This is a genomic window from Methanohalophilus profundi, assembly GCF_004137855.1.
Classification (GTDB): domain Archaea; phylum Halobacteriota; class Methanosarcinia; order Methanosarcinales; family Methanosarcinaceae; genus Methanohalophilus; species Methanohalophilus profundi.
The window spans coordinates 92012-116625 of record NZ_QBKB01000002.1; the positions used below are offsets into that span (position 1 = coordinate 92012).

Sequence of the window (24614 nt, forward strand, 5' to 3'; positions counted from 1 at the left end):
ACAGGGATGACTGCGGAGTGAATTCATGAGTCCTAGAAAAAAAAGATGAAAAAAAATATACAAAATATGTAGGTATATTCCTTGCAGTAATAATGGTCGGATCAATCGGCATGTTCTTTTTCAGCGGCGGGTCAACCAACAACAATAATGAACAATCTGAAAATGCTCAGGTATCTGGTTTTGAGAGTGTGCCGGGTCAACATGTAAGTATTTCCTTCAACTCCGTCCAAGACGGTCTGAAAGCCACTCCAGAGAATGTTAGCAATGCCATGTATATAGATTTTGCTTCCACTTATGTAAAAATGTACACTAATGCAAATATTTCAATGTACAATAACTTTTACAAATCAAATGTTACAAAAATGTATATTGCTGGATATGGAAATTCCTCACGGATAGAAATGCACGATATAAATCCACAAATCGTGGCATTTCCTTATTATACGACACCTAAAACCTATAAAGGATATCAACCTCTTTTATTGAATCAAGGGACTACAATCATTGGAAACCCAATTCTCATCGGGGATCAGCAGAGTGTCGAGGATACCATTGATGTCATCGAAGGAGATGCTAACTCTAGCCAAAATTTCAAACAAATTTTGAGATTTGCAAATGAAAACGCCCCCATACAACAAATAGTTGATTTGGATGACGGATTTGCAGATGAATATTATATTGAATGGAATATTGATGGATACAATACTATTAGAAGAACCTTCATTTATGGCAGTCCTACAGAAAGTACAATGACTAACCTTACAGAAAGAGCTTCTAATGCAAGTCAAAGAGGACTCGAATATAATATCACAAATTACGGAAATATTACCAAGGTGGACATCACTGCCAATGCATCTGATTTGGGTGCACTTCGGGGAGAGCCAGCTCAGTAATTTTTCCTTTTATTTTTTTATTATTAAGTACGACATTGTCTGATTAGATAAAAAAAAGAAATCGGGATAATGCTGAATAGACTTAATCATTATATTTTTTGCTGAAAAACAACCCCATAATTAATAGAACAAACATTGAAATTCCAAATGTGAAACCTGGCAATACATTTGATGATTTCTCATATTCTTCAGTTCTATCTAGCATTGATTCATAAAACCACTGAGTATCACTTTCCAATGTATTTTCCATTGATTCCCAATATGCTATATTTGACTCTGTTGTGTCTTTTTCATACATTAGAAAAGACAAATCATCACTTCTGTAAGTGTTCCATTCTGATTCACTAATACCATAGTTATAATTACTATTTAAGATAGTGTCATAAATTGCAGGAGTTGTTTCGATAGCTTCATTTAACTTCGATAAAGATTGTTTTTCGATGTAGTAAGCTTGCTTTTCAGCTTCAATAAGATCTTCAGCATCTTGGAGAGTTCCACCCTTTTTTATTCTGTTTTGGATATTAATTATTTCAATGGTCACCTCAACTTTATTCTGATATATATTTTTTATAGCAAGAGAAATATCGGCAGCTTCTTGTGCATTTTGCCTTTGTTCCTTTGTAATTGCATCATCTCGAATATCAGTCCAAAAATTAAAATATGACTCAAACGTGTCAATGTTTTTTCTGTATGTATCTGCATTTTGTATATTTAGACTATAGCTATTTTCGTCAAAAAGATAATAAAGAGCTAAATCATGTTTTATCAGATATTTTACCGTATTTTCATCTGTAACAAGGTCGCCAGTGTTTGCATCAATAACAATTTGGGATTTTATGCTGTCCGCCTCATAAATAGTACAAACATAATACATGTTATTGTTATATTCATAAGGCCCATAGGCTTCACATGTTTCCCCTTCATAAGCATAAGAGGACGCAATATTTGAAGCTTCATATTCACTTATCTCGGCTGCAATTGCCGGAAAAGAACTCAAAATTAATATAAAGAGTATTATGCTTATTGCTTTCCAAAATTTCATCAAATCACTTCACAAAATATAATAATATAACGTTATTAATATTGCAATATTGGCCATATAAAGTTTTCTATATGATATGTTTTTTCGATAATTTATTTATTGACAAAAAGCGTTCTTATAAATAAAGTGAACAGTACCAGAAGTTTTATAATCGATAGGCATATTCAACCCGTAAAGCAGGAGTCCTCTTCCGTGAGGTAGGGGAGGAATGCGTCTAATAATTCACAGTAAGGTGTTTATAGATTGCGTGTGTATATAGTAGTATATTATTAAACACAAAACACGGGATTACAGGTATATCCTGGAATCTCAGGGGTGCTTGTCAGCCACCCAGACGAATGCTTAATTGACATTCAAGCCCCTTGCCGTAAGGGAGGGGCAGTTGACGAAGTGCTATCGAGTTGTCGCAAGTTATATATGTACCAGTGGCGATTCATACCAAATACTCCAATGAATGTAAACAGTATGGTAGAATTGACCTTTGTTTGCATCTATACAATGAATAATGACAAACCGCGGTGTAAACCGTGATTTCGAAGGAGATAGAAATTATGGCAAAATTTGATGTTCCAGATGAACTAATAGATAAAGCTCTTGAAGCAGTAGAAGTTGCCAGAGATACTGGCAAGGTAAAAAAAGGAGCTAACGAAGCTACAAAGGCTGTAGAAAGAGGTATTGCAAAACTGACAGTCATTGCAGACGATGTTGAACCTGCAGAAGTAGTAGCTCACATTGGTCCCCTTTGTGAAGAAAAGAATGCACCTTACATCTACGTAAAACAGCAGAAAGAACTTGGGGCTGCCTGCGGAATAGGCGTTGGCTGTGCTGCAGTAGTAATTACAGATGCAGGTAAGGGCGCAGAGACCATCGAGGACCTGGCCGAAAAAGTCAGTGCCCTCAAATAAACTTACCCATAAAAAAGGAGTAATTCTCCATGGCAGATGAAAACTTAGGATATGCCGCGGAGGTCATAGATGTCATCGGCAACACCGGTATGCATGGCGAAGCAAGCCAGATCCAGTGCAGGGTACTGGATGGCCGGGACAAGGGCAGGATCATCACCCGTAACTGCATGGGCCCTGTTCGTATCGGCGATGTGCTGATGCTGATGGAGACTTCCAGAGAGGCAAAGAAACTTACAACAAGGTGATGCGCAATGGAAACCAAGAAATGCTCTTTCTGCGGAACTAAACTGGAACCTGGAACTGGTATCCTTTTTGCAAAGAAGGACGGTTCTACCTACAATTTCTGCTCCTCTAAATGCAGGAACAATTACAAGATGGGTAGACTTCCAAGGCGTACTATCTGGACCGAAACGGGCAGAACCTACATGAAAAAAGCCTGATGAGGAATAAATCAATGGAACGCACATATGTTATGATCAAACCAGACGGCGTCCAGAGGGGACTTATTGGAGAGATCATAGGAAGAATCGAAAGGAGAGGCCTCAAGATAAGTGCAATGCGCATGAATGTTATCGATGAGAATGACGCAAAGGAACATTACAGTGAACACTGCGAAAAGCCATTTTTCGGTTCACTTATATCCTATGTGACTTCCGCTCCTTCAGTTTCAATGATTGTTGAAGGCAAGGATGCAATAAAATCCATGAGGACAATAAATGGTGCCACCAATCCATCCGAAGCAATGCCTGGTACAATCAGGGGCGATTTTGCTCTTGAAACAGGTAGAAATGTGGTACATGCATCCGATTCAGTAGAATCAGCTGAAAGAGAAATCAGCATCCATTTCAAGGATGATGAGACAAACGAATATTGTCGTATAGACGAAGAATGGCTCTATGAGTGAGTACCCTTTTGCTCACTCCCCTGTTTCTTAAGGAAGGGATGCATATTACCGATAACGAAAATCTCAGGACACCCATTGTATGCGTTATGGGACATGTGGATCACGGTAAGACCACACTGTTAGACAGGATACGCGGTAGTTCTGTGGCTGCAGGAGAAGCCGGTGCAATCACCCAGCATATCGGTGCAACGGAAGTAACGATCGATTCCATAATCGAACATAGTGGTACTTCCGGGATGAAGAACAATTTCATAGTACCCGGCCTTTTATTCATAGATACACCGGGCCACCATGCATTCACATCCCTGCGTAGCAGAGGAGGAGCACTTGCAGATCTGGCAGTGGTAATTGTAGACATTAATGAGGGCTTCATGCCCCAGACAAAAGAAAGTCTGCAAATACTCAAGCGGTTCAAAACTCCTTTTGTTGTTGTTGCAAATAAGATCGACAGGATACATGGCTGGCAACCACATGAAAGTGCAAGTTTTCTGGAAACTTACAACAAACAAAGTGAACGTGTAAGAACTGATCTTGATAACAAGTTCTATGAAATTGTCGGGGAACTATATAACAGTGGTTTTAATTCCGAACGCTATGACCGTGTTTCTGACTTCCAAAGAAATATAGGAATAATACCAATAAGCGCGGTTACCGGCGAAGGTATACCTGACCTGCTTATGGTATTACTCGGGCTGGCCCAGAAATTCCTCGAATCTAATCTTCATTATAACGCAAGTGGACCTGGTGAAGGAACAATACTTGAAGTAAAGGAAGAAAAGGGATTGGGAACCACCATCGATATTATTCTCTATGATGGAACCTTCAAAAAAGGGGACACTATTGTAGTCGGAAGTCTTGGGGAGCCGATTCAGACCAAAGTGAGGGCTTTGCTAAAACCCAATCCAATGGGAGAAATATCCTCCGAGGAAAAGTTCCAGAATGTGGAATCAGTTACGGCTGCTATTGGTGTAAAGATATCTGCGCCAAATCTTGATGATGCCCTGTCAGGAGCCACTGTAAGAGCGGCTAACCCGGAAAACCTTGAAACAATCGTCAAAGAGGTTCAAGAGGAACTTGACGAGGTACAGATTAGTACGGGCACCACAGGTGTGACTCTTAAAGCAGATACAATCGGATCACTGGAAGCGCTTGTTAATGAACTCCAGAAGGAGGATATACCCATCAGAAAAGCCGAAGTAGGAGACATATCCCAGAGGGATATTATCGAGGTTTCGGCTATCGAAGATCCTTTTAATGCGGTTCTTATCGGCTTTAATGTAAAGATGTTACCTGATGCAAAAGAAAAAGCAAAGGGTGGCGATCTTAAAATATTCCAGAATGATGTTATTTACAGGCTTATTGATGATTACAAAGACTGGGTCAAAGAAAAGAAGGAGAAATCCGAAAAAACAATATCCCAGCTCATAGTCAAGCCTGCAAGATTCCTGCTTCTTCCAGACTGCACGTTCAGACAAAGCAAACCTGCTGTTGTTGGTGTCAGAATCACAGGTGGAAAGGTCAAAACTAACATCGGTGTTACAGATAACAGTGGCAGCGTTGTAGGTACAATCAAAGGACTCCAATTAGAAGGAGAAAACATCAAGGAAGCCAGTGCAGGGATGGAAGTTGCAATGGCGATTGATGGACCTACAATAGGTCGCCAGATCAAAGAAGGTGATGTACTTTATTCAAATATCCCCGAAAAGCATGCAAAGGTGCTTGAAACGGAGATACTTGACTCACTTTCAGCAGATGAAATGGAAACCCTCGATGCTTTCCTTGAAATCAAACGCAGGGATAATCCGTTCTGGGCCAAGTAATAGTATAAATTGATGTTGGAGGTAAATAATGGTAGATTTCAAAGTTGTCGTATCAGATCCAAAAGCCAAAGCATACCAGTTCGATGTGAGTGGTGGCGAGGCAAATAAGTTCATAGGAAAAGCAATAGGCGAAACTGTAGAAGGAACAGTAGTCGGTCTTCCCGGTTACACCATCCAGATTACTGGAGGAAGTGACAGAAGTGGTTTTGTCATGCGCAAGAATGTACCCGGTCCCAAAAGGCAGAGGTTACTCGTAGCCGAGGGTGTCGGATATAAGCCAAAAGACAAGGGCATGCGTCGTCGTAAATTCCTTAGAGGAAGAGAAATAGCTCCGGATATTGTCCAGATCAATACGAAAGTTGTTGGATACGGAGACAAAACCATCGAAGAAATTCTCGGTGGCGGGGAAGAGGGAGAAACTTCCGAAGAGTAAATCTCCCGCTCTTTTTTATTTCAATTGATATTTCACATCTGAACATTCCTTGTTGGCTACACATTATTATATCTTCAATTGCATTTAATACAATAGTTATTTATAAAAATTAATTATATTGTATATATAGAGAATTGGGGATAGATGTGACATGGATATCCGGAATTCAAATATAAAACAGCTTTTCTCTTATGAGAAGAAAGCCAGCAGACTTGAATTGTTTTTCAGGATCATTTATTCCATTCTTATAGGAATTGTACTCTATATATACGGGATATTTACCGGAATCTGTCTTGTCCTTCAATGGTTCGTAATCCTTATTGCAGGAAGGAGAATCGAGAGACTAAACCATATCGTAAAGGGCTACCTTGAGTACTACACTCATGTCATAGGATATCTTTTCCTCACAACTGATATAAGGCCATCTATAAAGCCACCTTCAATAGCAATATTTGAAAAGAAACTGTACTATGATAAGGATACGGTAGAGATTATTGAAAAGGGGAACTGATAATAAACGGTACTCACTTTAAAATTTAAATAAATATAATCCAATATACATAAAATACATAAATCAAATATAAAACAGGAAAGATAGATATGAGGCGCTCACTTATTGATATAACATGTTTTTCCGAAAAACGTAAGGGTCTTCTTCTTCTCCTGCTTATGGAAGGTAATAAGGATATTGATGAAATAAAAGAAATCCTTGATGAAACTTCTCCTTCAATTCTTCCCCAGATAAAAATATTGAAAGAAAACGGCCTCATAGTCCAGGAAAATGGTACGTATTCATTAACCAAGATTGGCATGCTGCTGGTGCACATGCTTCAGGAGGTCTTTAAAACATTTGATGTACTTGAAGATCATTTCGATTATTTAAATGAACATGATTTAACCCCTATTCCAAAAGAATTATTGCATCGTATCGGAGAATTAAATAATAGTGAATATATCGTACCATCCCTTACAGATGCATTCGATCCTTTCGCAAAAATAAAACCACTTACAAAAGCGTCTATCTGGATTAAAGCTTTTATTGCAGTCTATCATCCAGAATGTCCTCCGTTTGCCTCTGAAATGGCCTCAAAGGGAGCAAACTTATCGCTGATAATGACAGAACCGATATTTGAAAAAATGAAAAATGATTATCCTGAAGCAACCCGGATACTAAAAAATTCAGACAATTCCCGGATATTGATCTACAAAGGAGAAGCTATGCCCTCTTTAATCATTGCTTCTGATCAATATTTTCTGTTATCCCTTATGTTGAAAACCTGCCGTTATGACAACAGCTACCTTATGGGTACAGAAAAAGAAGCCATCGAATGGGCAACCAAGCTGTATGAATGGTATGAAAAAAAATCAGAGTTAGTCCCAAAAAAGGACTAACATAATTTCAGAGCAACTTCTTTCCAGCTTCAGGGCCACCTTTACACTCAAAGACATCGGTAATTTTCATGACAATCAGGGCTTTGGCAGGATATTTCTCTCCTTTTTCCTTTGCCATGGCATATGCAGCATCGTAATCATCGCCTTCAGTCTTAATTTCCACATCACCTTTTATCTGGAAACAGCCCTTTGAGCCTTCACCCCATACATAAAGTGATGCTTTAGGATTTTCTTCAAGGTTATTGCGGGTTTTCAAAAAATAATTATCCACAATCCAGATAGTTGCATCATCCACAAGTTTGCACATACCAATTGGAATTACATTTGGTATACCGTCTTTAGAGGCGGTAGCAAGGGGAAGCGGCCTGACATTGGCAATCGATTCTTTCATATCTTCTGTGAGTTTTACCATATTTAGATCTCCTTGATAATGATAAAAATAGTAAGGTAGAGGTATATTACATTTATGATTTTTAAATTTCTGACTTCAGGTAACTGAAATCATATCCAGGAAATAATGATGCAACCGTAAATCAGGTGTCAATTCAGGGTGGAAAGCAAGAGCAAGTACATTTTTTTGTCTTGCTGCTACAATTCTCCCATTAATCGTTGACAATACATCAACTTCCGGGCCTGCATCCATTATTGCGGGTGCCCGGATGAAAATTGCTGTATAGGGAGAGTCCAGGAATGGAAGATCCAGATCAACTTCAAAGGACTCCCGCTGCCTTCCGAAAGCATTCCGGTTCACTTTTACATCCATCAGCCCGAGAAGATGCTGATGGGTCTTATGCACCTGTTCGTCCCCGCGGGTTGCAACAAGGATCAAGCCGGCGCAGGTGCCAAGTACAGGAATACCGTCCTTCGCAGCATTCTGAATTTCACCTGCAATTCCTTCTCTCTCAATCAGACGGCCCAATGTTGTACTTTCCCCTCCGGGTAGTATGACGGCGTCACAACGGGGCACAATGCCTTCATGACGGATTTCCAGCACTTCACCTCCAATGCCCCTTTCGCAAAGGGCACGTTCTACGGCATCAACATGTTCGGAAACATCACCTTGTATGGCCATTATACCGATACGCATCAATTTCACCGGTGATAATTTACCAGCCACGTGTCTGCAGAGCTTCTTCGGGGGGTATAGTGTCAGCACTCATGCCCTTCATTCCTGAACCGATTCCCCTGGAAATTTCTGCCAGTTTTTCGGGGTTATCATAATTATTAACTGCTTCCACAACTGCTTTAGCCATCATTTCAGGATTTTCAGCCTTGAAAATTCCAGAGCCTACGAATACACCATCTGCACCCAGTCTCATCATGAGAGCAGCATCTGCTGGAGTGGCAACACCACCTGCTGCAAAGTTTACCACAGGCAAACGCTGTAAGTCTGCAGACTCCAGAACAAGTTCTATGGGTGCTTCGATGTCACGGGCAACCTTGATGAGTTCTTCTTTGTCCTTGCCAGAAAGTTCACGTACTTCCCCCATGATCTTTTTCATGTGGCGAACTGCCTCACGGACATCCCCGGTACCTGCTTCACCTTTGGTACGTATCATTGCCGCACCTTCATTGATACGTCTCAGGGCTTCACCGAGATTTCTCGCACCACATACAAAAGGAACAGTAAAACCGGTTTTATCAATATGATACATTTCGTCTGCAGGAGTCAGGACTTCAGACTCATCGACCATATCAGCTCCCAGCGATTCAAGGATTTCAGCTTCCACAAAATGCCCTATCCTGGCCTTTGCCATTACAGGAATTGTTACAGTATCAATGATCTGTGCGACGATTTCCGGATCTGCCATCCTGGCCACTCCGCCGGCCTTACGGATATCAGCCGGAACTGCCTGCAGGGCCATTACAGCCACAGCCCCTGCTTCTTCGGCAATTCTAGCCTGCTCAGGGTTGGTTACATCCATAATAACCCCGCCTTTCTGCATTCTGGCAAAACCTCTTTTAATGAGTTCAGTACCGTGCCTTAAGTTTTCAAGTTCCATCTCATAAGCCTTCTTTTTTTTTAATCGGATATAGGGTCAATAGTAAGTATATTTACATAAAAAGATTTGGTCGCAGCATCCTTCTGCGGAATTATATTGAAATGTCTCACGTGCCCTATATTCTTTTTGGGTAATCCAACAGCTTGCATGAAACTCGTTGATTGCCAGAAATAAGACAACATCCGGCGCTTTCTTTATTGAATAAAAAAGGAACAGGCGAGTGGCCCCCATATATTAACAATGTTAACCATTCCAATAAAAACATATTTATGAAATATGTTAACATGTGCCAATATAGCATATGTAGAGGTGCCCTCATGCTTGGAATAGAAGACCCCAAAATATGGATAGCATATATCCTGTGTATAGCAGGTGCGATAAGCTGTATGATATATGGTATAATGAAATGGAATGATGGCGAGGAAACGGAGGTCTGCTCATGATAAGCACCCCCGTCCTTGGTGTAATTGTCCTGATCTACCTTATGATAATTTTTTATCTGGGAATGCTTGGATACAAAAAGACAAAGGAAATCGACGATTATATGGTCGCCGGCAGGCACATCAACCCCTATATACTTGCCCTTTCCTATGGTGCTACATTTATCAGTACCTCAGCAATCATTGGTTTTGGCGGGGCTGCCGGTGCACTGGGAATGGGATTGCTCTGGCTTGCGGTAATGAACATTATTGTCGGGATTCTCATCGCATTTGTGTTTTTCGGATCCAGAACACGCCGCATGGGATTAAGACTAAAAGCAGTTACATTTCCTGAATTACTGGGACGCAGATTCCAGTCACGTTTCATACAGGGTTTCTCGGGTGCCCTCATTGGGATATTTATGCCCCTTTATGCAGGAATTGTACTGATCGGAGGGGCCCGTTTTGTCGAAACCACACTAGGCATTAATTATGATGTGGCAGTCCTTTTACTTACAGTAATTGTTGCAGCATACGTTATCACCGGGGGATTGATAGCAGTTATGTACACAGATGCCCTTCAGGGAGTATTCATGTTTATAGGAATGCTGGTCCTGCTTGCACTTACCTACGTCAAACTGGGAGGAATCGCTGAAGCACATCAAGCACTCACAGCAATGACACCCCTTGTTCCTGATTCACTTGCAGCAGGGGGACATATGGGATGGACGGCAATGCCCGCCTTCGGCTCGCCTATATGGTGGACACTGGTATCTACTCTGATACTTGGAGTTGGTGTTGGAGTACTTGCCCAACCTCAACTGGCTGTTAGATTCATGACTGTGGAAAATGACAGGGCATTGAACAGGGCAGTCCTTGTGGGTGGCCCATTTATTTTAATGATGACAGGAGTTGCCTTTACGGTAGGCTCTCTTTCCAATGCTTTCTTTTACAACACAGAAGGGCTGATATCCGTAGCTGTAGCTAAAGGAAATACCGATCTGATAATACCACAATATATCAACAGTGCCATGCCGGAAACTTTTGTAATCCTATTCATGTTAACCTTATTGGCAGCCGCCATGTCAACCTTAAGTTCCCAGTATCATACAATGGGAACATCTATAGGGCACGATTTCTATCGTCAGTTTATTAAAAGAGGAGAAGTTGGCAATACGGTCAATATTACAAGGTTGGGAATTGCAACGACCATTCTGATAAGTGTTATATTGGCTTACATCCTGCCCATCAGTATAATTGCCCGCGCTACAGCGATATTCTTTGGATTATGTGCAGCAGCCTTCTTGCCTATGTATGCAGGAGCTTTGTTCTGGCCACGCATGACAAGAGAAGGAGCTATTGCAAGCCTGATTGTCGGGACATTTGCAAGCCTGTTCTGGTTGGGCTTTGTTCATGCAAAAGAAGCAGTCCCGCTTGGAATCTGCAAATTCATATTCGGCACGGATACTCTCCTGACCGGAACCTGGACAGTTGTGGACCCGATTCTCGTTGCAACCCCCCTTGCAGCAGTCGTAGCCGTTGCAGTAAGTTATATGACAAAACCGACATCTACAGAACATCTGAAAAAATGTTACGGGAAATAAGTGTAACCTTAAAGGTTGCACTTACTCCTCTTTTTTAATTCTGGCCAAGTTGACCACTTTATCCTTCTCCCTGATATTCATAATTTTTACCCCCTTGGTATTACGTCCCTGCACTCTAATATCTGTCACAGGGATACGTATCACAATGCCGGCAGAGCTTGTCAGGATGATCTCGTTATCATCTTCCACTGTTTTTACAGTGACCACGGGACCATTGCGCATATCAGTGAAAATGGTTATCACTCCCTGCCCTCCACGACGAAGGGTGCGGTACTCATCAAATGGCGTGCGTTTACCAAAACCATTCTCTGTAACGGTCAGCAGGGTAGCATCAGAATCTACAACATCCAGGCTTACAATAACATCCTCACCTGTCAGTTTCATACCCCTCACACCACGTGCCGTCCTGCCCATCACACGCACATCTTCTTCAGAGATACGGAGGGCTTTGCCATGCCTTGAAGCCAGCATTATATCCTGGTTTCCGTCGGTCTGGAGGACATTTACAAGTTCATCCCCTTCTTTCAGGGAAATCGCAATAATACCGGCCTTGCGAGGATTACTGAAATCCGAAAGACTGCAGCGTTTCACTGTCCCATCACGGGTACCCATGAAAAGGTAACGATCCTTCTCAAAATCATGTACCGGAATCATAGCATTTACGGATTCACCTTCAGCAAGTTCAAGCAGGTTAACAATAGCCTTGCCTCTGGACTGGCGGCTTCCCCTGGGAATATCATAGACCTTTTGCCAGTAAACCTTACCGCGATTTGTGAAAAAGAGGATGTGATCATGGGTAGAGGCCACAAAGATGCTTCCCACAGTGTCATCTTCCTTTGTTTCCATACCTCTAACACCACGACCGCCCCGATGCTGCATATTATATGTCTGAAGAGGAATATTCTTGATATAACCACTCTGGGTAGAGGTTACAACCACTTCTTCTTCGGGTATCAGGTCTTCATCCGCAAGTTCTTCACGGCTACCCTGAATAAGGGTTCTGCGCTCATCACCATATTTATCTTTCAACTCCAGAACTTCATCCTTAATAATCGCATATTTACGCTCATCATTTGCAAGGATGTCCTTAAGATCGGCAATCGTATCGATCAGACCATTATACTCTTCATCGATCTTTTGCCTCTCCAATCCAGTCAGACGCTGCAGCCTCATATCCAGAATGGCTTTGGCCTGGATTTCATCCAGATCGAAATTACTTATAAGCCCTTCTTTTGCCTCCTCTGTGGTAGAAGAACCGCGTATCAATTTGATAACTTCATCGATATTATCCAGGGCTGTTTTAAGCCCCTGAAGAATATGTGCTCTTTCCTCGGCTTTTCTTAGATCAAAAGCTGTACGTCGACTGATAACATCTATACGATGTTTGAGATATATCTGGATCAGTTCCCTGAGATTAAGCACGCGGGGGACCCCGTCAACCAGAGCCAGGTTAATGATACCAAATGTGGTTTCAAGCTGGGTCTGTTTGTAGAGCTGGTTGAGCAGGACTTTGGGGTTGGCTGCCTTCTTAAGTTCAATAACCACCCGCATACCTTCCCTGCCGGATTCATCCCTCAAATCCGAAATACCCTCAATTTTTTTATCCCTTACGAGGTTGGCGATGGATTCTACAAGACGTGCTTTGTTCACCTGATAAGGAAGTTCGTATACCACTATGCGATATTTATCATTCTTCATCTCCTCTATCTCGGTCACGGCACGCAGGTGGATAGGGGAGCGTCCTGTCTCATAAGCACTCTTGATCCCACTGGTACCCATTATGATACCACCAGTAGGGAAATCCGGTCCTTTCACGATCTTTCGAAGTTCTGAAAGTTCAGTGTCAGGATCATCAATCAATTTGACAGTAGCATCCACAACCTCCCCGAGATTATGGGGGGCCATGTTGGTTGCCATCCCCACAGCAATACCGGTGGAGCCGTTCAAAAGCAGGTTGGGCAACTTTGAAGGCAGGACTTCAGGTTCCTCCAGGGAACCATCATAGTTAGGCTTGAAATCAACAGTTCCCTTCTTGATATCTTCAAGCATTTCAGTGGTTATCTTATCCATGCGGACTTCTGTGTAACGCATTGCTGCAGCAGAATCACCATCAACAGACCCAAAGTTACCCTGCCCGTCTATTAACGGATAACGCAGGGAAAAATCCTGGACCATACGCACCAGACTGTCATACACTGCAGTATCACCGTGTGGATGGAACTTACCCAATACATCACCCACTACACGGGCAGATTTCTTGTACGCCTTATCATGGGTTATACCGGCTTCATTCATCGAATGAAGAATACGGCGATGAACCGGCTTCAAACCATCACGGGCATCAGGCAGGGCCCTTCCCACAATAACACTCATCGAATAATCAATATAAGAACGCTTCATCTCATCCTGGATAAGCACCGGAACTACACGTCCGCCTTCCCCGTCATGCTGTTCGATTCTTTTATCGAGAGGATTTATACCATTATCATCTGTCATTTTATACCACCTCATACATCCAGGTTGATAACATCCTTTGCATGCTCCTGTATGAATTTACGTCTGGGAGCAACTTCATCTCCCATCAGAACGGAAAACATCTCATCAGCCGCGACCGCATCCTCCATTGTTACCTGCAAAATAGTGCGTGTCTGAGGATTCATGGTTGTCTCCCATAGTTGATCGGGATTCATTTCACCAAGACCCTTGTAGCGCTGTATACTTACACCCTTTTCGCCAATCTCTTCGATTATTTTGTCCTTTTCCCTCTCGGTATAGGCAAATCGTTGATTTTTACCTTTCTTGATACTATAGAGCGGTGGTTGTGCGATGTATACATACCCAGCGTCTATCAAAGGGGTCATGTAGCGGAAAAAGAAAGTAAGCATAAGGGTGCGTATATGTGCGCCATCCACATCGGCATCAGTCATGATCACGACTTTGTGATAGCGAGCCTTTGAGAGGTCATACTCATCCCCAATACCGGTTCCCATTGCAGTGATCAGGGAAAGGATCTCATTATTTTTCAATATCCGTGACAAACGGGATTTTTCCACGTTCAGTATCTTACCCCTGAAAGGAAGAATCGCCTGGAAACGCCTCTCACGACCCATCTTTGCCGAACCACCTGCAGAATCACCTTCCACAAGGTAAATTTCAGATACAGAAGGGTCTTTTTCAGAACAGTCCGCAAGTTTGCCGGGAAGAGTGCTGACTTCCAGGGCACTTTTGCGCCGCGTTAATTCCCGTGCCTTTTTGGCCGCTTCCCTGGCCCTGCGTGCATCCATTGCTTTTTGCAGGATAGCAGAAGCAATCTTGGGGTTTTCTTCCATAAACTCCGAGAGACCCTCAGAAACCATGGATTCCACAATACCCTTAAGTTCACTGTTTCCAAGTTTTGTCTTTGTCTGACCTTCAAATTGAGGGTCCATCAATTTAACACTGATAATTCCTGCCAGCCCTTCCCGGATATCATCACCGCTGAGTTTGATGTCCCCTTTGGCAATGTTGTTGCGTTTGGCATAATCATTGGCAACCCTGGTCAGGGCTGACTTGAAACCCGCCAGATGAGTGCCACCTTCATGGGTATTGATATTATTTGCAAAGGAATAGACATATTCACCATAACTGTCTGTATACTGCATGGCGATTTCAACACGGGTATCTTCCTTTTCCCTCTCAAAATATATAGGTTGTTCATGCAGTACATTGCGGCTCTTGTTCAAATATTCAACAAAAGAGACAATACCGCCATCATACTCAAAAACTTCCTGTAGGGGCTCATCTGATCGCTTATCGGTTATGACAATCTTAATTCCACGATTTAAAAATGCAAGTTCCCTTAACCTTGTGGCCAGCGTTTCGAAATTAAAATCTACTGTTTCAAAAATGTCGGTATCCGGTTTGAAGGTCATCGATGTACCGGTACTTTCAGTATCCCCTTTCTCGATTACATCATCAAGAGGTTTTCCTCTTACGTAACGCTGATAGAAAATTTTGCCATTCCTGTGAACTTCAACATCGTTCCATTCAGAAAGAGCGTTTACAACAGACACACCTACTCCATGAAGACCACCTGATACCTTGTAGGAACTCTTATCGAATTTACCCCCTGCATGCAGAATGGTCATTACAACTTCAAGTGCCGATTTTTTGTATTTGGAATGTATATCTGTAGGGATTCCCCTGCCGTCATCCCTGACCGTAACCGATCCATCCCTGTTTATAGAAACGTCAATTGAGGTACAATAGCCTGCAAGGGCCTCATCTATACTGTTATCCACTACTTCATAAACAAGATGGTGTAAACCCCGGCCATCAATGCTTCCGATATACATGCTCGGTCGCTTGCGTACGGCTTCCAGTCCTTCCAACACCTGAATATGGGTCGCATCATAGACATCTCTGTCACTCATCGCGTTCTGTCTCCATGAATCCATTTAAATAATAAATGCAAAAAATAAACAAAAAGAGAACACAAAAACTGTAGCTAGCGTCTCCTATTGAGTTTTGCTCTCCATACGTGTTCATTTATTAAATAGTTAAGTATAATCTGTTAGTTTTTCCTTTAACAAATGGTTAGATATATCTACAGGAATGTTTTTTAAGAGGAAAACCGGTAATGACCAGAAATCATATTCACAATATCAATAAAATCAAGGTGAGCAAATGTCATTGGCAAATTTAAGGACGCATTATACGACACAGATCGATCCCGGTAAAATCGGAGACGACAAGGTTGCTCTTGCAGGTTGGGTACATGAGGTACGTGATCTTGGAGGAATTTGTTTTGTTGTATTAAGGGACAGACAGGGAAGAGCCCAGATTACTCTTGTAAAGAAGAAAATTGACAGGGAACTGTTTAATTTCGCCAGAAAGCTTATCCGGGAATCAGTTATCTCTGTCAGGGGCAGTATTAAGCCCGAAGAAAAAGCCCCTAATGGTTATGAATTGATACCTGATGAGATCGAACTGCTCAATGAAGCAGAATCTCCCCTGCCTCTGGACACCACAGGAAAAGTGGATGCTGAACTCGACACAAGACTGGATTCACGTTTCATAGATTTGAGAAGAAGCAGAACAAATGCCATATTCAGGATAAGACATGAGGTTCTGCATGCTGTCAGGAATTATCTTGCAAATGATGGATTCCTGGAAACTTCAAGTCCCAAGGTTGTGGCCACAGCAACCGAAGGAGGTACTGCCCTTTTCCCGATTACTTATTTCGACAGGGAAGCCTTCCTCAACCAGAGTCCCCAGCTTTTCAAGCAGATCCTGATGTCCGGTGGAATGGACAGGGTATTTGAGATCGGGCCGATTTTCCGTGCAGAGGAACACGATACCCGACGCCACCTGAACGAAGCTACATCTATTGATATAGAGGCGAGTTTTGTCGACCACTTCGATGTAATGGAAATCCTAGAAAACATGGTGGAATACGTTTACAATCAGGTCATAGAGAACGTACCCGATGCTCTTGAAGTAATGGGAATCGAACTCAGGGTTCCAAAAACCCCTTTCCTCAAACTGACATATCAGGAAGCGATAGATATTGTCAACTCCCATGGTGAAGAGGAATTGAAATGGGGAGACGATCTTTCCACCCTTTCCGAGCATACCATAGGGGAACATGTTTTCCAGGAAACGGGAGAAGAACACTATTTCATCATTGACTGGCCAACCGAAATTAAACCGTTCTACGCCATGCCCTACGAGGAAAAACCTGAATTCTCCAAGTCCTTTGACATGATGCACAGGACCATGGAACTTTCCTCCGGTGCACAGCGCATACACGTTCCGGAAATGCTCAAAAACAGGATAGCAGATCAGGGACTTGACCCTGAAGGGTTTGATTTCTATCTCCGCGCTTTCAGTTACGGAATGCCCCCACACTCCGGCTGGGGCCTGGGTTGTGAAAGATTTGTGATGACCATGCTTGGCGTGGAGAACATCCGTGATGTCGTACTGTTCCCCAGGGACCGCAGGCGTCTTTCCCCATAAGAAGGCAATACAATGGCAGACAGAAATGCAAAAGGTCACCATTCAGGCAAGGAAGCCGCCGGCAGGGCCGCAGCAGAACTTGTGGATGACGGTATGATCGTGGGGCTGGGTACCGGCTCCACAACTGCTTACGCAATCAAAAGCCTGGGAGAAAGAGTCAAAAAGGGACTGGATATAAGGGCAGTTGTAACTTCCTACCAATCTGAAATGCTGGCGATACAGGCAGGCATCCCCCTGACAAGCCTGGCCGAGAATCCCGTGCTGGACATCGCAATTGACGGTGCCGATGAAGTCGATGCAAAACTCAATGTGGTAAAGGGAGGCGGAGGTGCACACTTCCGGGAGAAGGTAGTTTCCCTTTCAGCAAAGAAATTCATTGTAGTGGTGGATGACTCCAAGATAAGTGAAACAATATCAATGGCGATTCCATTGGAAGTCCTGCCATGTGCCCGTGAACTTGTACAGCAACAAGTTGCACGAATGGGTGGAGAAGCCAGTATACGCCCTGCATCCAGAAAGGATGGACCGGTAATCTCCGACAATGGTAATTTCATTATGGATGCTGCTTTCGGAGAGATCCCGGATCCGCAGGAATTTGCAGATAAACTGTCAAATGTTGTCGGAATCGTAGAACATGGAATATTTACCAATACCGATAAAGTGTATATCGGTTACAAAGACGGAAAAATAGAACTGAGGGAATGATTACATTCCCATTTTTTCATCATTTTCTTCATATTAAATTTGCCGCCACGCATTCCTTTCATGGCATTTTGCATCTGCTTGTGATATTTCAGCAGCTCACGAACGGTTTCCGGATTGGAACCAGCACCTATGGATATTCTTTTAATGCGGGAACTGCCGATTATACGCGGATTTGTCATTTCTTCTTCTGTCATTGAATCCATGAGGGTTTTGTACTGTGCCATTTTCTGTCCCGTGACTTCATAAGCCTCGTCGGAAACTTTCATGCCCATACCACCCAGTGGCAACATTTGCATGATCTGCTTCATGGGACCCATCTTGTTCATGGCTTCAAGCTGTTTGTACATGTCCTTGAGGGTAAATTTCCCCTTCATCATGGACTCAACATCGAGTTCATCTTCTGAGAGGGATTCTTCTGCCTTTTCCATCAGGGACTTAAGGTCTCCCATCCCAAGCAGGCGGGAGATGAACCTGTCTGCCTCGAATTTTTCCAGGTCTTCTGGTGTTTCACCAACACCAATGAAAGCTATCGAAGAATCTGTTGCGGCAACAGCAGACATAGCACCGCCACCTTTTGCGGTACCATCAAGTTTTGAGATTACAACACCGGAAATTCCAACTGAGTCATTGAATGCTTTTGCCTGTTCACTTGCCTGTTGGCCGATACCGGCATCGAGTACAAGCAATTTATAATCCGGATTGGAAATTGCATGGATTCTCTCCATCTCATCTATAAGATCGTTTTCAAGAGAGTGGCGACCTGCTGTATCAATGATTTTCACATCATACTTGTCTATTTCAGCAAGGCCCCGTTCAACTATACCCACAGCATCAGGGTTGCCTTCTTCACCATAGAACGGCACATTCAGGGATTCACAAAGGGTTTTAAGCTGCTGGTAAGCCCCGGGCCTGAAAGTATCAGCACAGACCACAGCAGGTTTGAGCCCTTTACGCTGGAAATAACGGGCAAGTTTGGACGTGGTTGTAGTCTTACCACTACCCTGCAATCCAATCATCATTATTTTCTGGGGTTTTAGCGGGATATTGGTACCTTCACCCACAGTTTTCATTAGTTCCTCATAAACGATGCGTATCACATGTTCCCGGGGATTCATACCCTGGGGAACGTTCTCATCAAGAGCTCTCTCCTTTATGCTCTTGGAAAGCTGCATCACCATCTTGACATTAACATCGGATTGAAGAAGTGCCCTCTGGATATCCTTTACAACATCGTTTACCGTACGCTCATCAATGCGTCCGGCACCTACGAGTTTTTTTAAGGGCATCCTGCAGGGAATTACTGAGTTTGTCCATTACCATAATAGGGATCGTCCTTTTTAAGTTCTGCTTCAATAGTACTCGATTGTTTTATATAATTATTTTGTGACAAATGGTCAGTACCCTATCAAGCAGACAGCAAAATAACTGAAAACAAAGCCATCAATACTCCCACCCATTGTCTGGAAGATAGATATTCACCAAGCACTATCCAGGAAAGCAGGACTGTGCCTGCCGGGTAAAGAGCAGATGTGACCGTGGCAATATCCAGCCTCCCTACCTGACTTGCTGCTGTGAAAAAGATGCTGCCTGCAGTGTCACCAATACCTGCGATAAGAATAGGCAAAGCCACTTTTCTAACCGGTATGCATAGGTTGCCTTTTGAGAATAGAAACAACAGCAATATTATTGCACCTTCAATTTTAGCAACTGCCAGTGTCCAGAAGATTGAAACTCCACTGAAATTACTTATTGAGATATAAGCCAATCCAAATCCCAGTCCTGCAAGAAAGGGGAGTTTGAGATCACCTATATTAATTTTTGACATACTGCTGCTGCTTGAGACTAACCAAACACCTACAAGAGCAATACTAAATCCCAAAATTTTATGGAATGCAGGTAACCCTTCTGTAAAAAGGCTGTAAATAACAGGAACAAGAACGGCAACAACCGCAGAAACAGGCGCTACAAGGCCCATTTTTCCCGATGAGAGGCCCTTGTAAAGGGAAAGAATTCCTACATTCCCGAATATCCCTACCAGAAGGGCCCATAAATAATCAATTTTTAGAGGGAGGGGTTCCGAGGTTATGTGGCCTGTAGTAACAAGTAAGAAGAAACCTATGAACTGGGTTATCATAACAACCATATAAACACTGGTCTTTCTGGTTGCAATACCGCCACTGAAATCTCCCGTACCCCAGGACATAGCAGCTGCAAGACCAAAAACTACGACTAGCAATTCAGCAGGAAATGGAAACATATTGCCTAGAATGAGTCTGGACCCTTAAATTTGACGACATTAAAGTAGAAATCAAAGTTAATATGTTCAAAAGAAGAGTGTATAGCGGGGGATGGATTCGAACCATCGGTCTACGGGTTATGAGCCCGTCGGGATCTCCTGGCTACCCCACCCCGCTACGGGTGGCTTATATTGCGTTTGTCGAGGAACCTGATAACGGTATTATGGTACATAAAGGTTGTGCATGGAAAAACTATATGAAAAAAGATATAACACAGCACGGTTAAACCATTCCATAGCAGGAGGAAATTCAATGGCATTACCTGATAAATTCAAATGTGTTATTACAAACTGGGATTACATCTATAATCTTTGCAGGGACGTTTCTGAAGACGTTAAAAATTCTGGTTATGAACCCGATATCATTATTGCACTGGCCAGAGGCGGATGGTTTGCCGGTCGCGTGATGTGTGACTTTCTGGGACTGGATGATCTTACAAGCCTTAAGATCGAACACTATACAGGAACTGCCGTTGCAGGCGACGAACCAATAATACGCTACCCATTGGCAGAAAGTGCCGCTACCGGCAAGAAAGTACTTATCGTGGATGATATTACAGACAGTGGCCAGAGTATGCTTCATGCAAAGGATTATATTCAGAAGCAGGATCCAAAAGAGATCAGGACCGCTACCCTCCAGTACCTCTATAACTCTGCCCTTGAACCCGATTATTGTGGTGAAAGATTGGAGGAATGGGCATGGATAGTTTTCCCTTGGAATTTCATCGAGGATATGACCGACATCATTACCGGCACCATGGAACATGAAGAAGCCGAATACTGGGACATTCCCGCTCTGAAACATACCCTTTATGAACATCATTCAATGGAATCCACATCTTTTGAAATAGCCCAACCTGGCCGTCTTGTTGAGGTTCTCAGGGAGATGGAAAGAAGAGGAATTATAACTTCCGAAATCACAAAGGGCAAAACATTCTGGAAAAAACTTTGAAAATAAGGTGATATATTGAAAGGACATGCAGACATTGCGATCATCGGCGGAAGCGGCGTATATGACGTAAGTCTATTTGACAACGTCCGCCAGATAGAGGTGGATACACCTTTTGGCAAACCGTCGGATTCGATTACAGTGGGAGATTTTGGCGAAAAAAAGTCTGTTTTCTACCAAGACATGGGACAGGACACAGGGTCTCTCCAACCAACCTGAATTCCAGAGCCAACATCTTTGCCCTGAAAAAACTTGGTGTCAAACAGATAATAGCCGCCTCAGCTGTTGGAAGCCTGAAAGAAGAGATAAAGCCTCTGGATATTGTAATCCCTGACCAGATATATGACAGGACAAAACTTCGCCCTTCAACTTTCTTTGATCAAGACATAGTTGCTCACACGGGTTTTGCTGATCCTTTTTGTTCCGGGATGTCTAATTTGCTCCATAAAATTGCAATCGAAAACGGCTACAACAGTCATCCCAAAGGAACCTACGTATGTATAGAAGGGCCCCAGTTTTCAACCAGGGCCGAATCAAATGTTTATAGGTCACTGGGTTTTGATATAATCGGAATGACTGCCATACCTGAGGCAAAACTTGCACGTGAAGCCGAAATCTGCTATAGCACCATTGCAACTGTGACTGATTATGATGTATGGCATGAAGAAGATGTGACTATGGAAACAATCATTGGAAATGTAGTAAAAAACGAAAAAGCAGTTAGAACTATTATTCGTCAGGCACTTGAATCCCTTGATATTGAACAGGATTGTGAATGCAGGCATGCTCTTGATGGAGCAATAATGACTGATCCTGAGATGATACCTTACGAAACAAAGTACAGACTAAAAACTCTTATTGGTAAATATATCGACTAAAATAAGCCATTTACTCGTAAGGGTTAAAAGACAGATAGCCAAATAGTAAACCGGTGAACTAATGCCCCACAAATGTACTAAATGTGAGACTGTATTTGAAGACGGGGCCGAAGTTATCCTCAATGGCTGCCCGAACTGTGGATGGAACAAATTTCTCTACGTAAGCAATGAGTCCGAAAAGGAAACTGATGAAGTAGAGAAAGGTAGTGAAACCGCAAAAGAAGTTACTGAGGAAAAAGAAAAGACATCTCCTTCCGAGGAATTCATTCATGAAGTTGATGAATTCATAGGGATTGAGCATAAAGAAAGCACCATTATTGAAGAAGACGGGGAGAAAGTTGAATCTGTACGTATTATTGGTCCCGGGTCCTATGAGTTGAACCTTGATTCCCTGCTTGAACGCGAGGAGATTATCATGGCAATCAAGGAAAACGGGACCTATGCAGTAGATCTGGCCTCCACATTCCATGGCAAGCGCAAGAAAAAATGATATTATCCTTTTTTCATGGTAAAATCAATGGTACTGCCTGAGCAACGTTTCTGGGAGGTTGACCTTTTGCGGGGCTGTGCCATTGTCCTCATGATTATATACCATACATTCTATGACCTGGACCTGCTGGGCAATTTTTCTTTCGCAGTTAATCAGGGCAAATTATGGATAATCGGTAGAAGTTCAGCTGTTCTCTTTATATATACTGCAGGAATTGCCCTGGGCCTTAGTTATTCACGATACCGTTTGAAACATCCAGAAAACAGAAATCCCTGGCACAAATATGTAAAAAGGGGAATTCGGATATTTTTCTGGGGAAGTCTGATTACTTTAGTAAGCTGGTTTGCGTATCCCTCTATGCCAATCATTTTCGGGATTCTGCATTTTCTGGGAATCTCAATAATAATTGCCTATCCGTTGATTGAAAAGAAACATGCCAACCTAATTGTCGCGGGAGTTGTAATCGCAATTGGATTTTACCTGAAAACAATACGTGTGCCAAATGACTGGTTTTTGTGGCTGGGAGTGCATTCCACATCATTCCAGACACTTGATTATTTTCCCCTGCTTCCCTGGTTTGGTCTTGTACTGATAGGAATTGCCACCAGCAATCACCTGTATCCGGCCTATGAAAGAAGATTTAACATTCCTGATATGACAGGCTTTGCCCCGGTAAGACTGCTCACTGCAATGGGAAAAAGGTCCCTTGCAATGTACCTGTTGCACCAGCCGGCCATAATCCTGGTCCTTTACCTGCTGGGTCTGATCAGGTTTCCATTTTCATTCTGATCCCCCTCTTATGAAATCTTCCAGGGTAGTCTGTTGAGAATCTATCTTTATCAGGCTCGAAACACCTATCCCGATTAGCCTTACCTTCTTCTTGCAGCTGAATTCCTGTAACATACGGGTGCCTATCTTGCAGATCACAGAAAGGTCATTGCTGGTTGCCCTGAGAGAAAAAGCCCGTGTGTATGTAGTAAAATCCTCGAACCGTATCTTTAGGTTGACAGTACGGAATACATAACCGTGCCTGACCAACCTGCTGTGTACCTGTTGCGCAAGCCTGTCCATAGTTTCCCTTAATAGTTCCATATCCCCGACATCTTCTTCAAAGGTATCCTCCTTGCTTATGGATTTAACCTCACTTTTACCGGCCACCTTACTGTAATAATTACCCAGCGCCATCTGGCGCAATTTAAGGGCGGATTTGCCCAGGCGTGATACAAGCAGTTGCACATCGGTGCGTGCAAGGTCCCCAATGGTCAGGATGCCCATTTTACCCAGGATCTCACGGGTACGCCTGCCTACACCGGGAATGGCAGATACTTCCATCGGAAACAGGAATTCCTGTACATTTTCAGGCTTCACAACCGTCAGACCGTCGGGCTTCTGGTAATCAGAAGCAATCTTAGCCACAATCTTGTTGGGTGCTATCCCGATAGAACAGGTGAGATCCTCATCATCATACATTTCTTTCTTTATCCTGAAAGCAAGGTCCTGTGCCTCAGTGTAGGTTTTCACAATATCAGTAACATCCAGATATGCTTCATCCACACTTACCTGCTGGAAAACAGAAGTGTAGCGCTGCAGTAGTAGCATTATATTTTCCGATGCCTGCTTATAGAGGGGCATATTCACCCGCAAAAAGACCGCATCCGGACAAAGCATATAGGCTTTCGAAATAGGCATTGCCGAATGGATGCCATAATTGCGCGCCTCATAGGAACACGTACTTACCACACCCCTTCCTTCCCCTTTTTTTGGGTCAGAGCCAACCACGACCGGGAGGCCCTTAAGGGATGGTCTCTCACGCACTTCTACTGAGGAGAAAAAACTGTCCATATCAATATGGAAAATTATTCGGGATGGAGGCATCTGCATATC

At 42.9% G+C, this 24614-nt stretch carries 26 protein-coding genes, 1 tRNA gene and 1 pseudogene; 18 read left to right on the top strand and 10 right to left on the bottom strand.

Annotation, left to right across the window (positions count from 1 at the left end; translation table 11 throughout):
• Nucleotides 1-92 precede the first annotated feature (92 nt).
• Nucleotides 93-893, top strand: coding sequence for a hypothetical protein (locus tag C9889_RS00505; RefSeq protein ID WP_129596365.1), 801 nt, complete (start codon nucleotides 93-95; stop codon nucleotides 891-893).
• Between the two features lie 82 nt (nucleotides 894-975).
• On the opposite strand, the gene C9889_RS00510 is transcribed toward C9889_RS00505, so the two are convergent.
• Nucleotides 976-1935, bottom strand: a complete 960-nt coding sequence (locus C9889_RS00510; protein WP_129596368.1) for a hypothetical protein — start codon at nucleotides 1933-1935, stop codon at nucleotides 976-978.
• Between the two features lie 542 nt (nucleotides 1936-2477).
• Between C9889_RS00510 and rpl7ae the strand changes: the two genes are divergently transcribed.
• The 8 genes from rpl7ae to C9889_RS00550 all read left to right on the top strand — a co-directional run bounded on the left by rpl7ae (nucleotide 2478) and on the right by C9889_RS00550 (nucleotide 7389).
• Nucleotides 2478-2840 (top strand): 50S ribosomal protein L7Ae, encoded by a 363-nt coding sequence (gene rpl7ae, locus C9889_RS00515; RefSeq protein ID WP_091828985.1) that lies wholly within the window; start codon nucleotides 2478-2480, stop codon nucleotides 2838-2840.
• 29 nt (nucleotides 2841-2869) lie between these two features.
• Nucleotides 2870-3085, top strand: coding sequence for a 30S ribosomal protein S28e (locus C9889_RS00520; protein WP_013037328.1), 216 nt, complete (start codon nucleotides 2870-2872; stop codon nucleotides 3083-3085).
• A gap of 6 nt (nucleotides 3086-3091) precedes the next feature.
• Entirely contained in the window at nucleotides 3092-3280 is a 189-nt protein-coding gene (locus C9889_RS00525; RefSeq protein WP_072357968.1) for a 50S ribosomal protein L24e, read from the top strand.
• A gap of 14 nt (nucleotides 3281-3294) precedes the next feature.
• Nucleotides 3295-3744, top strand: coding sequence for a nucleoside-diphosphate kinase (ndk, locus tag C9889_RS00530; protein WP_096711511.1), 450 nt, complete (start codon nucleotides 3295-3297; stop codon nucleotides 3742-3744).
• A gap of 44 nt (nucleotides 3745-3788) precedes the next feature.
• The gene (gene infB / locus C9889_RS00535) at nucleotides 3789-5564 is read left to right on the top strand and encodes a translation initiation factor IF-2 (protein ID WP_129599327.1); all 1776 of its coding nucleotides are present in this window, start codon (nucleotides 3789-3791) and stop codon (nucleotides 5562-5564) included.
• A 28-nt stretch (nucleotides 5565-5592) separates the two neighbouring features.
• Entirely contained in the window at nucleotides 5593-5997 is a 405-nt protein-coding gene (locus tag C9889_RS00540) for a 30S ribosomal protein S6e (protein WP_129596370.1), read from the top strand.
• Between the two features lie 151 nt (nucleotides 5998-6148).
• Entirely contained in the window at nucleotides 6149-6508 is a 360-nt protein-coding gene (locus C9889_RS00545; protein WP_129596372.1) for a DUF4389 domain-containing protein, read from the top strand.
• Nucleotides 6509-6597: 89 nt separating this feature from the next.
• Complete coding sequence (locus C9889_RS00550; RefSeq protein ID WP_129596374.1) at nucleotides 6598-7389, top strand: helix-turn-helix transcriptional regulator; 792 nt, start codon at nucleotides 6598-6600, stop codon at nucleotides 7387-7389.
• 7 nt (nucleotides 7390-7396) lie between these two features.
• Here the strand turns inward: C9889_RS00550 and C9889_RS00555 are convergent, their stop codons facing one another.
• The 3 genes from C9889_RS00555 to pdxS form a co-directional block, all read right to left on the bottom strand.
• Nucleotides 7397-7801: a pyridoxamine 5'-phosphate oxidase family protein gene (locus tag C9889_RS00555; protein WP_072357981.1), complete on the bottom strand. Its 405-nt coding sequence runs from the start codon at nucleotides 7799-7801 to the stop codon at nucleotides 7397-7399.
• A gap of 75 nt (nucleotides 7802-7876) precedes the next feature.
• Nucleotides 7877-8476, bottom strand: coding sequence for a pyridoxal 5'-phosphate synthase glutaminase subunit PdxT (pdxT, locus tag C9889_RS00560; protein ID WP_129596376.1), 600 nt, complete (start codon nucleotides 8474-8476; stop codon nucleotides 7877-7879).
• A 19-nt stretch (nucleotides 8477-8495) separates the two neighbouring features.
• Complete coding sequence (gene pdxS, locus C9889_RS00565; RefSeq protein WP_129596378.1) at nucleotides 8496-9392, bottom strand: pyridoxal 5'-phosphate synthase lyase subunit PdxS; 897 nt, start codon at nucleotides 9390-9392, stop codon at nucleotides 8496-8498.
• Between the two features lie 317 nt (nucleotides 9393-9709).
• On the opposite strand from pdxS, the gene C9889_RS10635 reads away from it, so the two are divergent.
• Both C9889_RS10635 and C9889_RS00570 read left to right on the top strand, forming a co-directional pair.
• Nucleotides 9710-9835, top strand: coding sequence for a symporter small accessory protein (locus tag C9889_RS10635; protein ID WP_263853953.1), 126 nt, complete (start codon nucleotides 9710-9712; stop codon nucleotides 9833-9835).
• Complete coding sequence (locus C9889_RS00570; RefSeq protein ID WP_129596380.1) at nucleotides 9832-11415, top strand: sodium:solute symporter family protein; 1584 nt, start codon at nucleotides 9832-9834, stop codon at nucleotides 11413-11415. The genes C9889_RS10635 and C9889_RS00570 overlap by 4 nt, the downstream gene beginning before the upstream one ends.
• Before the next feature lie 21 nt (nucleotides 11416-11436).
• Here C9889_RS00570 and gyrA read toward each other — a convergent pair whose 3' ends face one another.
• Together gyrA and gyrB are read right to left on the bottom strand one after the other, a co-directional pair.
• A complete protein-coding gene (gene gyrA, locus C9889_RS00575) occupies nucleotides 11437-13911 on the bottom strand; it encodes a DNA gyrase subunit A (RefSeq protein ID WP_129596382.1) in 2475 nt (824 codons plus the stop codon).
• 11 nt (nucleotides 13912-13922) lie between these two features.
• Entirely contained in the window at nucleotides 13923-15827 is a 1905-nt protein-coding gene (gyrB, locus tag C9889_RS00580; RefSeq protein WP_129596384.1) for a DNA topoisomerase (ATP-hydrolyzing) subunit B, read from the bottom strand.
• Between the two features lie 253 nt (nucleotides 15828-16080).
• Between gyrB and aspS the strand changes: the two genes are divergently transcribed.
• Together aspS and rpiA are read left to right on the top strand one after the other, a co-directional pair.
• Nucleotides 16081-17412 carry an aspartate--tRNA(Asn) ligase gene (gene aspS, locus C9889_RS00585; protein WP_129596386.1) on the top strand — a complete coding sequence of 444 codons (1332 nt, stop codon included), beginning with the start codon at nucleotides 16081-16083 and terminating at the stop codon, nucleotides 17410-17412.
• Nucleotides 17413-17424: 12 nt separating this feature from the next.
• Nucleotides 17425-18117, top strand: a complete 693-nt coding sequence (rpiA, locus tag C9889_RS00590; RefSeq protein ID WP_129596388.1) for a ribose 5-phosphate isomerase A — start codon at nucleotides 17425-17427, stop codon at nucleotides 18115-18117.
• On the opposite strand, the pseudogene C9889_RS00595 reads toward rpiA, so the two are convergent.
• From C9889_RS00595 to C9889_RS00605, 3 genes and pseudogenes are all read right to left on the bottom strand, one after another.
• Nucleotides 18084-19437 (bottom strand): annotated as a pseudogene (locus C9889_RS00595) (signal recognition particle protein Srp54). The gene rpiA and the pseudogene C9889_RS00595 sit on opposite strands and share 34 nt — an antisense overlap.
• 85 nt (nucleotides 19438-19522) lie before the next feature.
• A complete protein-coding gene (locus C9889_RS00600; protein ID WP_129596390.1) occupies nucleotides 19523-20374 on the bottom strand; it encodes a DMT family transporter in 852 nt (283 codons plus the stop codon).
• Nucleotides 20375-20456: 82 nt separating this feature from the next.
• A tRNA-Met gene (locus C9889_RS00605) sits at nucleotides 20457-20531 on the bottom strand.
• Nucleotides 20532-20666: 135 nt separating this feature from the next.
• Between C9889_RS00605 and C9889_RS00610 the strand changes: the two genes are divergently transcribed.
• The 5 genes from C9889_RS00610 (at nucleotide 20667) to C9889_RS00625 (ending at nucleotide 23519) form a co-directional block, all read left to right on the top strand.
• Nucleotides 20667-21365, top strand: a complete 699-nt coding sequence (locus C9889_RS00610) for a phosphoribosyltransferase (RefSeq protein WP_129596392.1) — start codon at nucleotides 20667-20669, stop codon at nucleotides 21363-21365.
• A 15-nt stretch (nucleotides 21366-21380) separates the two neighbouring features.
• Entirely contained in the window at nucleotides 21381-21581 is a 201-nt protein-coding gene (locus tag C9889_RS10195) for a hypothetical protein (protein WP_225419915.1), read from the top strand.
• A complete protein-coding gene (locus C9889_RS00615) occupies nucleotides 21578-22240 on the top strand; it encodes an MTAP family purine nucleoside phosphorylase (protein WP_225420078.1) in 663 nt (220 codons plus the stop codon). The genes C9889_RS10195 and C9889_RS00615 overlap by 4 nt, the downstream gene beginning before the upstream one ends.
• 61 nt (nucleotides 22241-22301) lie before the next feature.
• Nucleotides 22302-22730, top strand: coding sequence for a Zn-ribbon domain-containing protein (locus C9889_RS00620; RefSeq protein ID WP_129596394.1), 429 nt, complete (start codon nucleotides 22302-22304; stop codon nucleotides 22728-22730).
• 27 nt (nucleotides 22731-22757) lie between these two features.
• Entirely contained in the window at nucleotides 22758-23519 is a 762-nt protein-coding gene (locus C9889_RS00625) for a DUF1624 domain-containing protein (protein WP_225419916.1), read from the top strand.
• Here C9889_RS00625 and dinB read toward each other — a convergent pair.
• On the bottom strand, nucleotides 23511-24605 hold the full coding sequence (dinB, locus tag C9889_RS00630) for a DNA polymerase IV (RefSeq protein WP_225419917.1): 1095 nt from the start codon (nucleotides 24603-24605) through the stop codon (nucleotides 23511-23513). The two genes, C9889_RS00625 and dinB, sit on opposite strands and share 9 nt — an antisense overlap.
• Nucleotides 24606-24614: the final 9 nt, after the last annotated feature.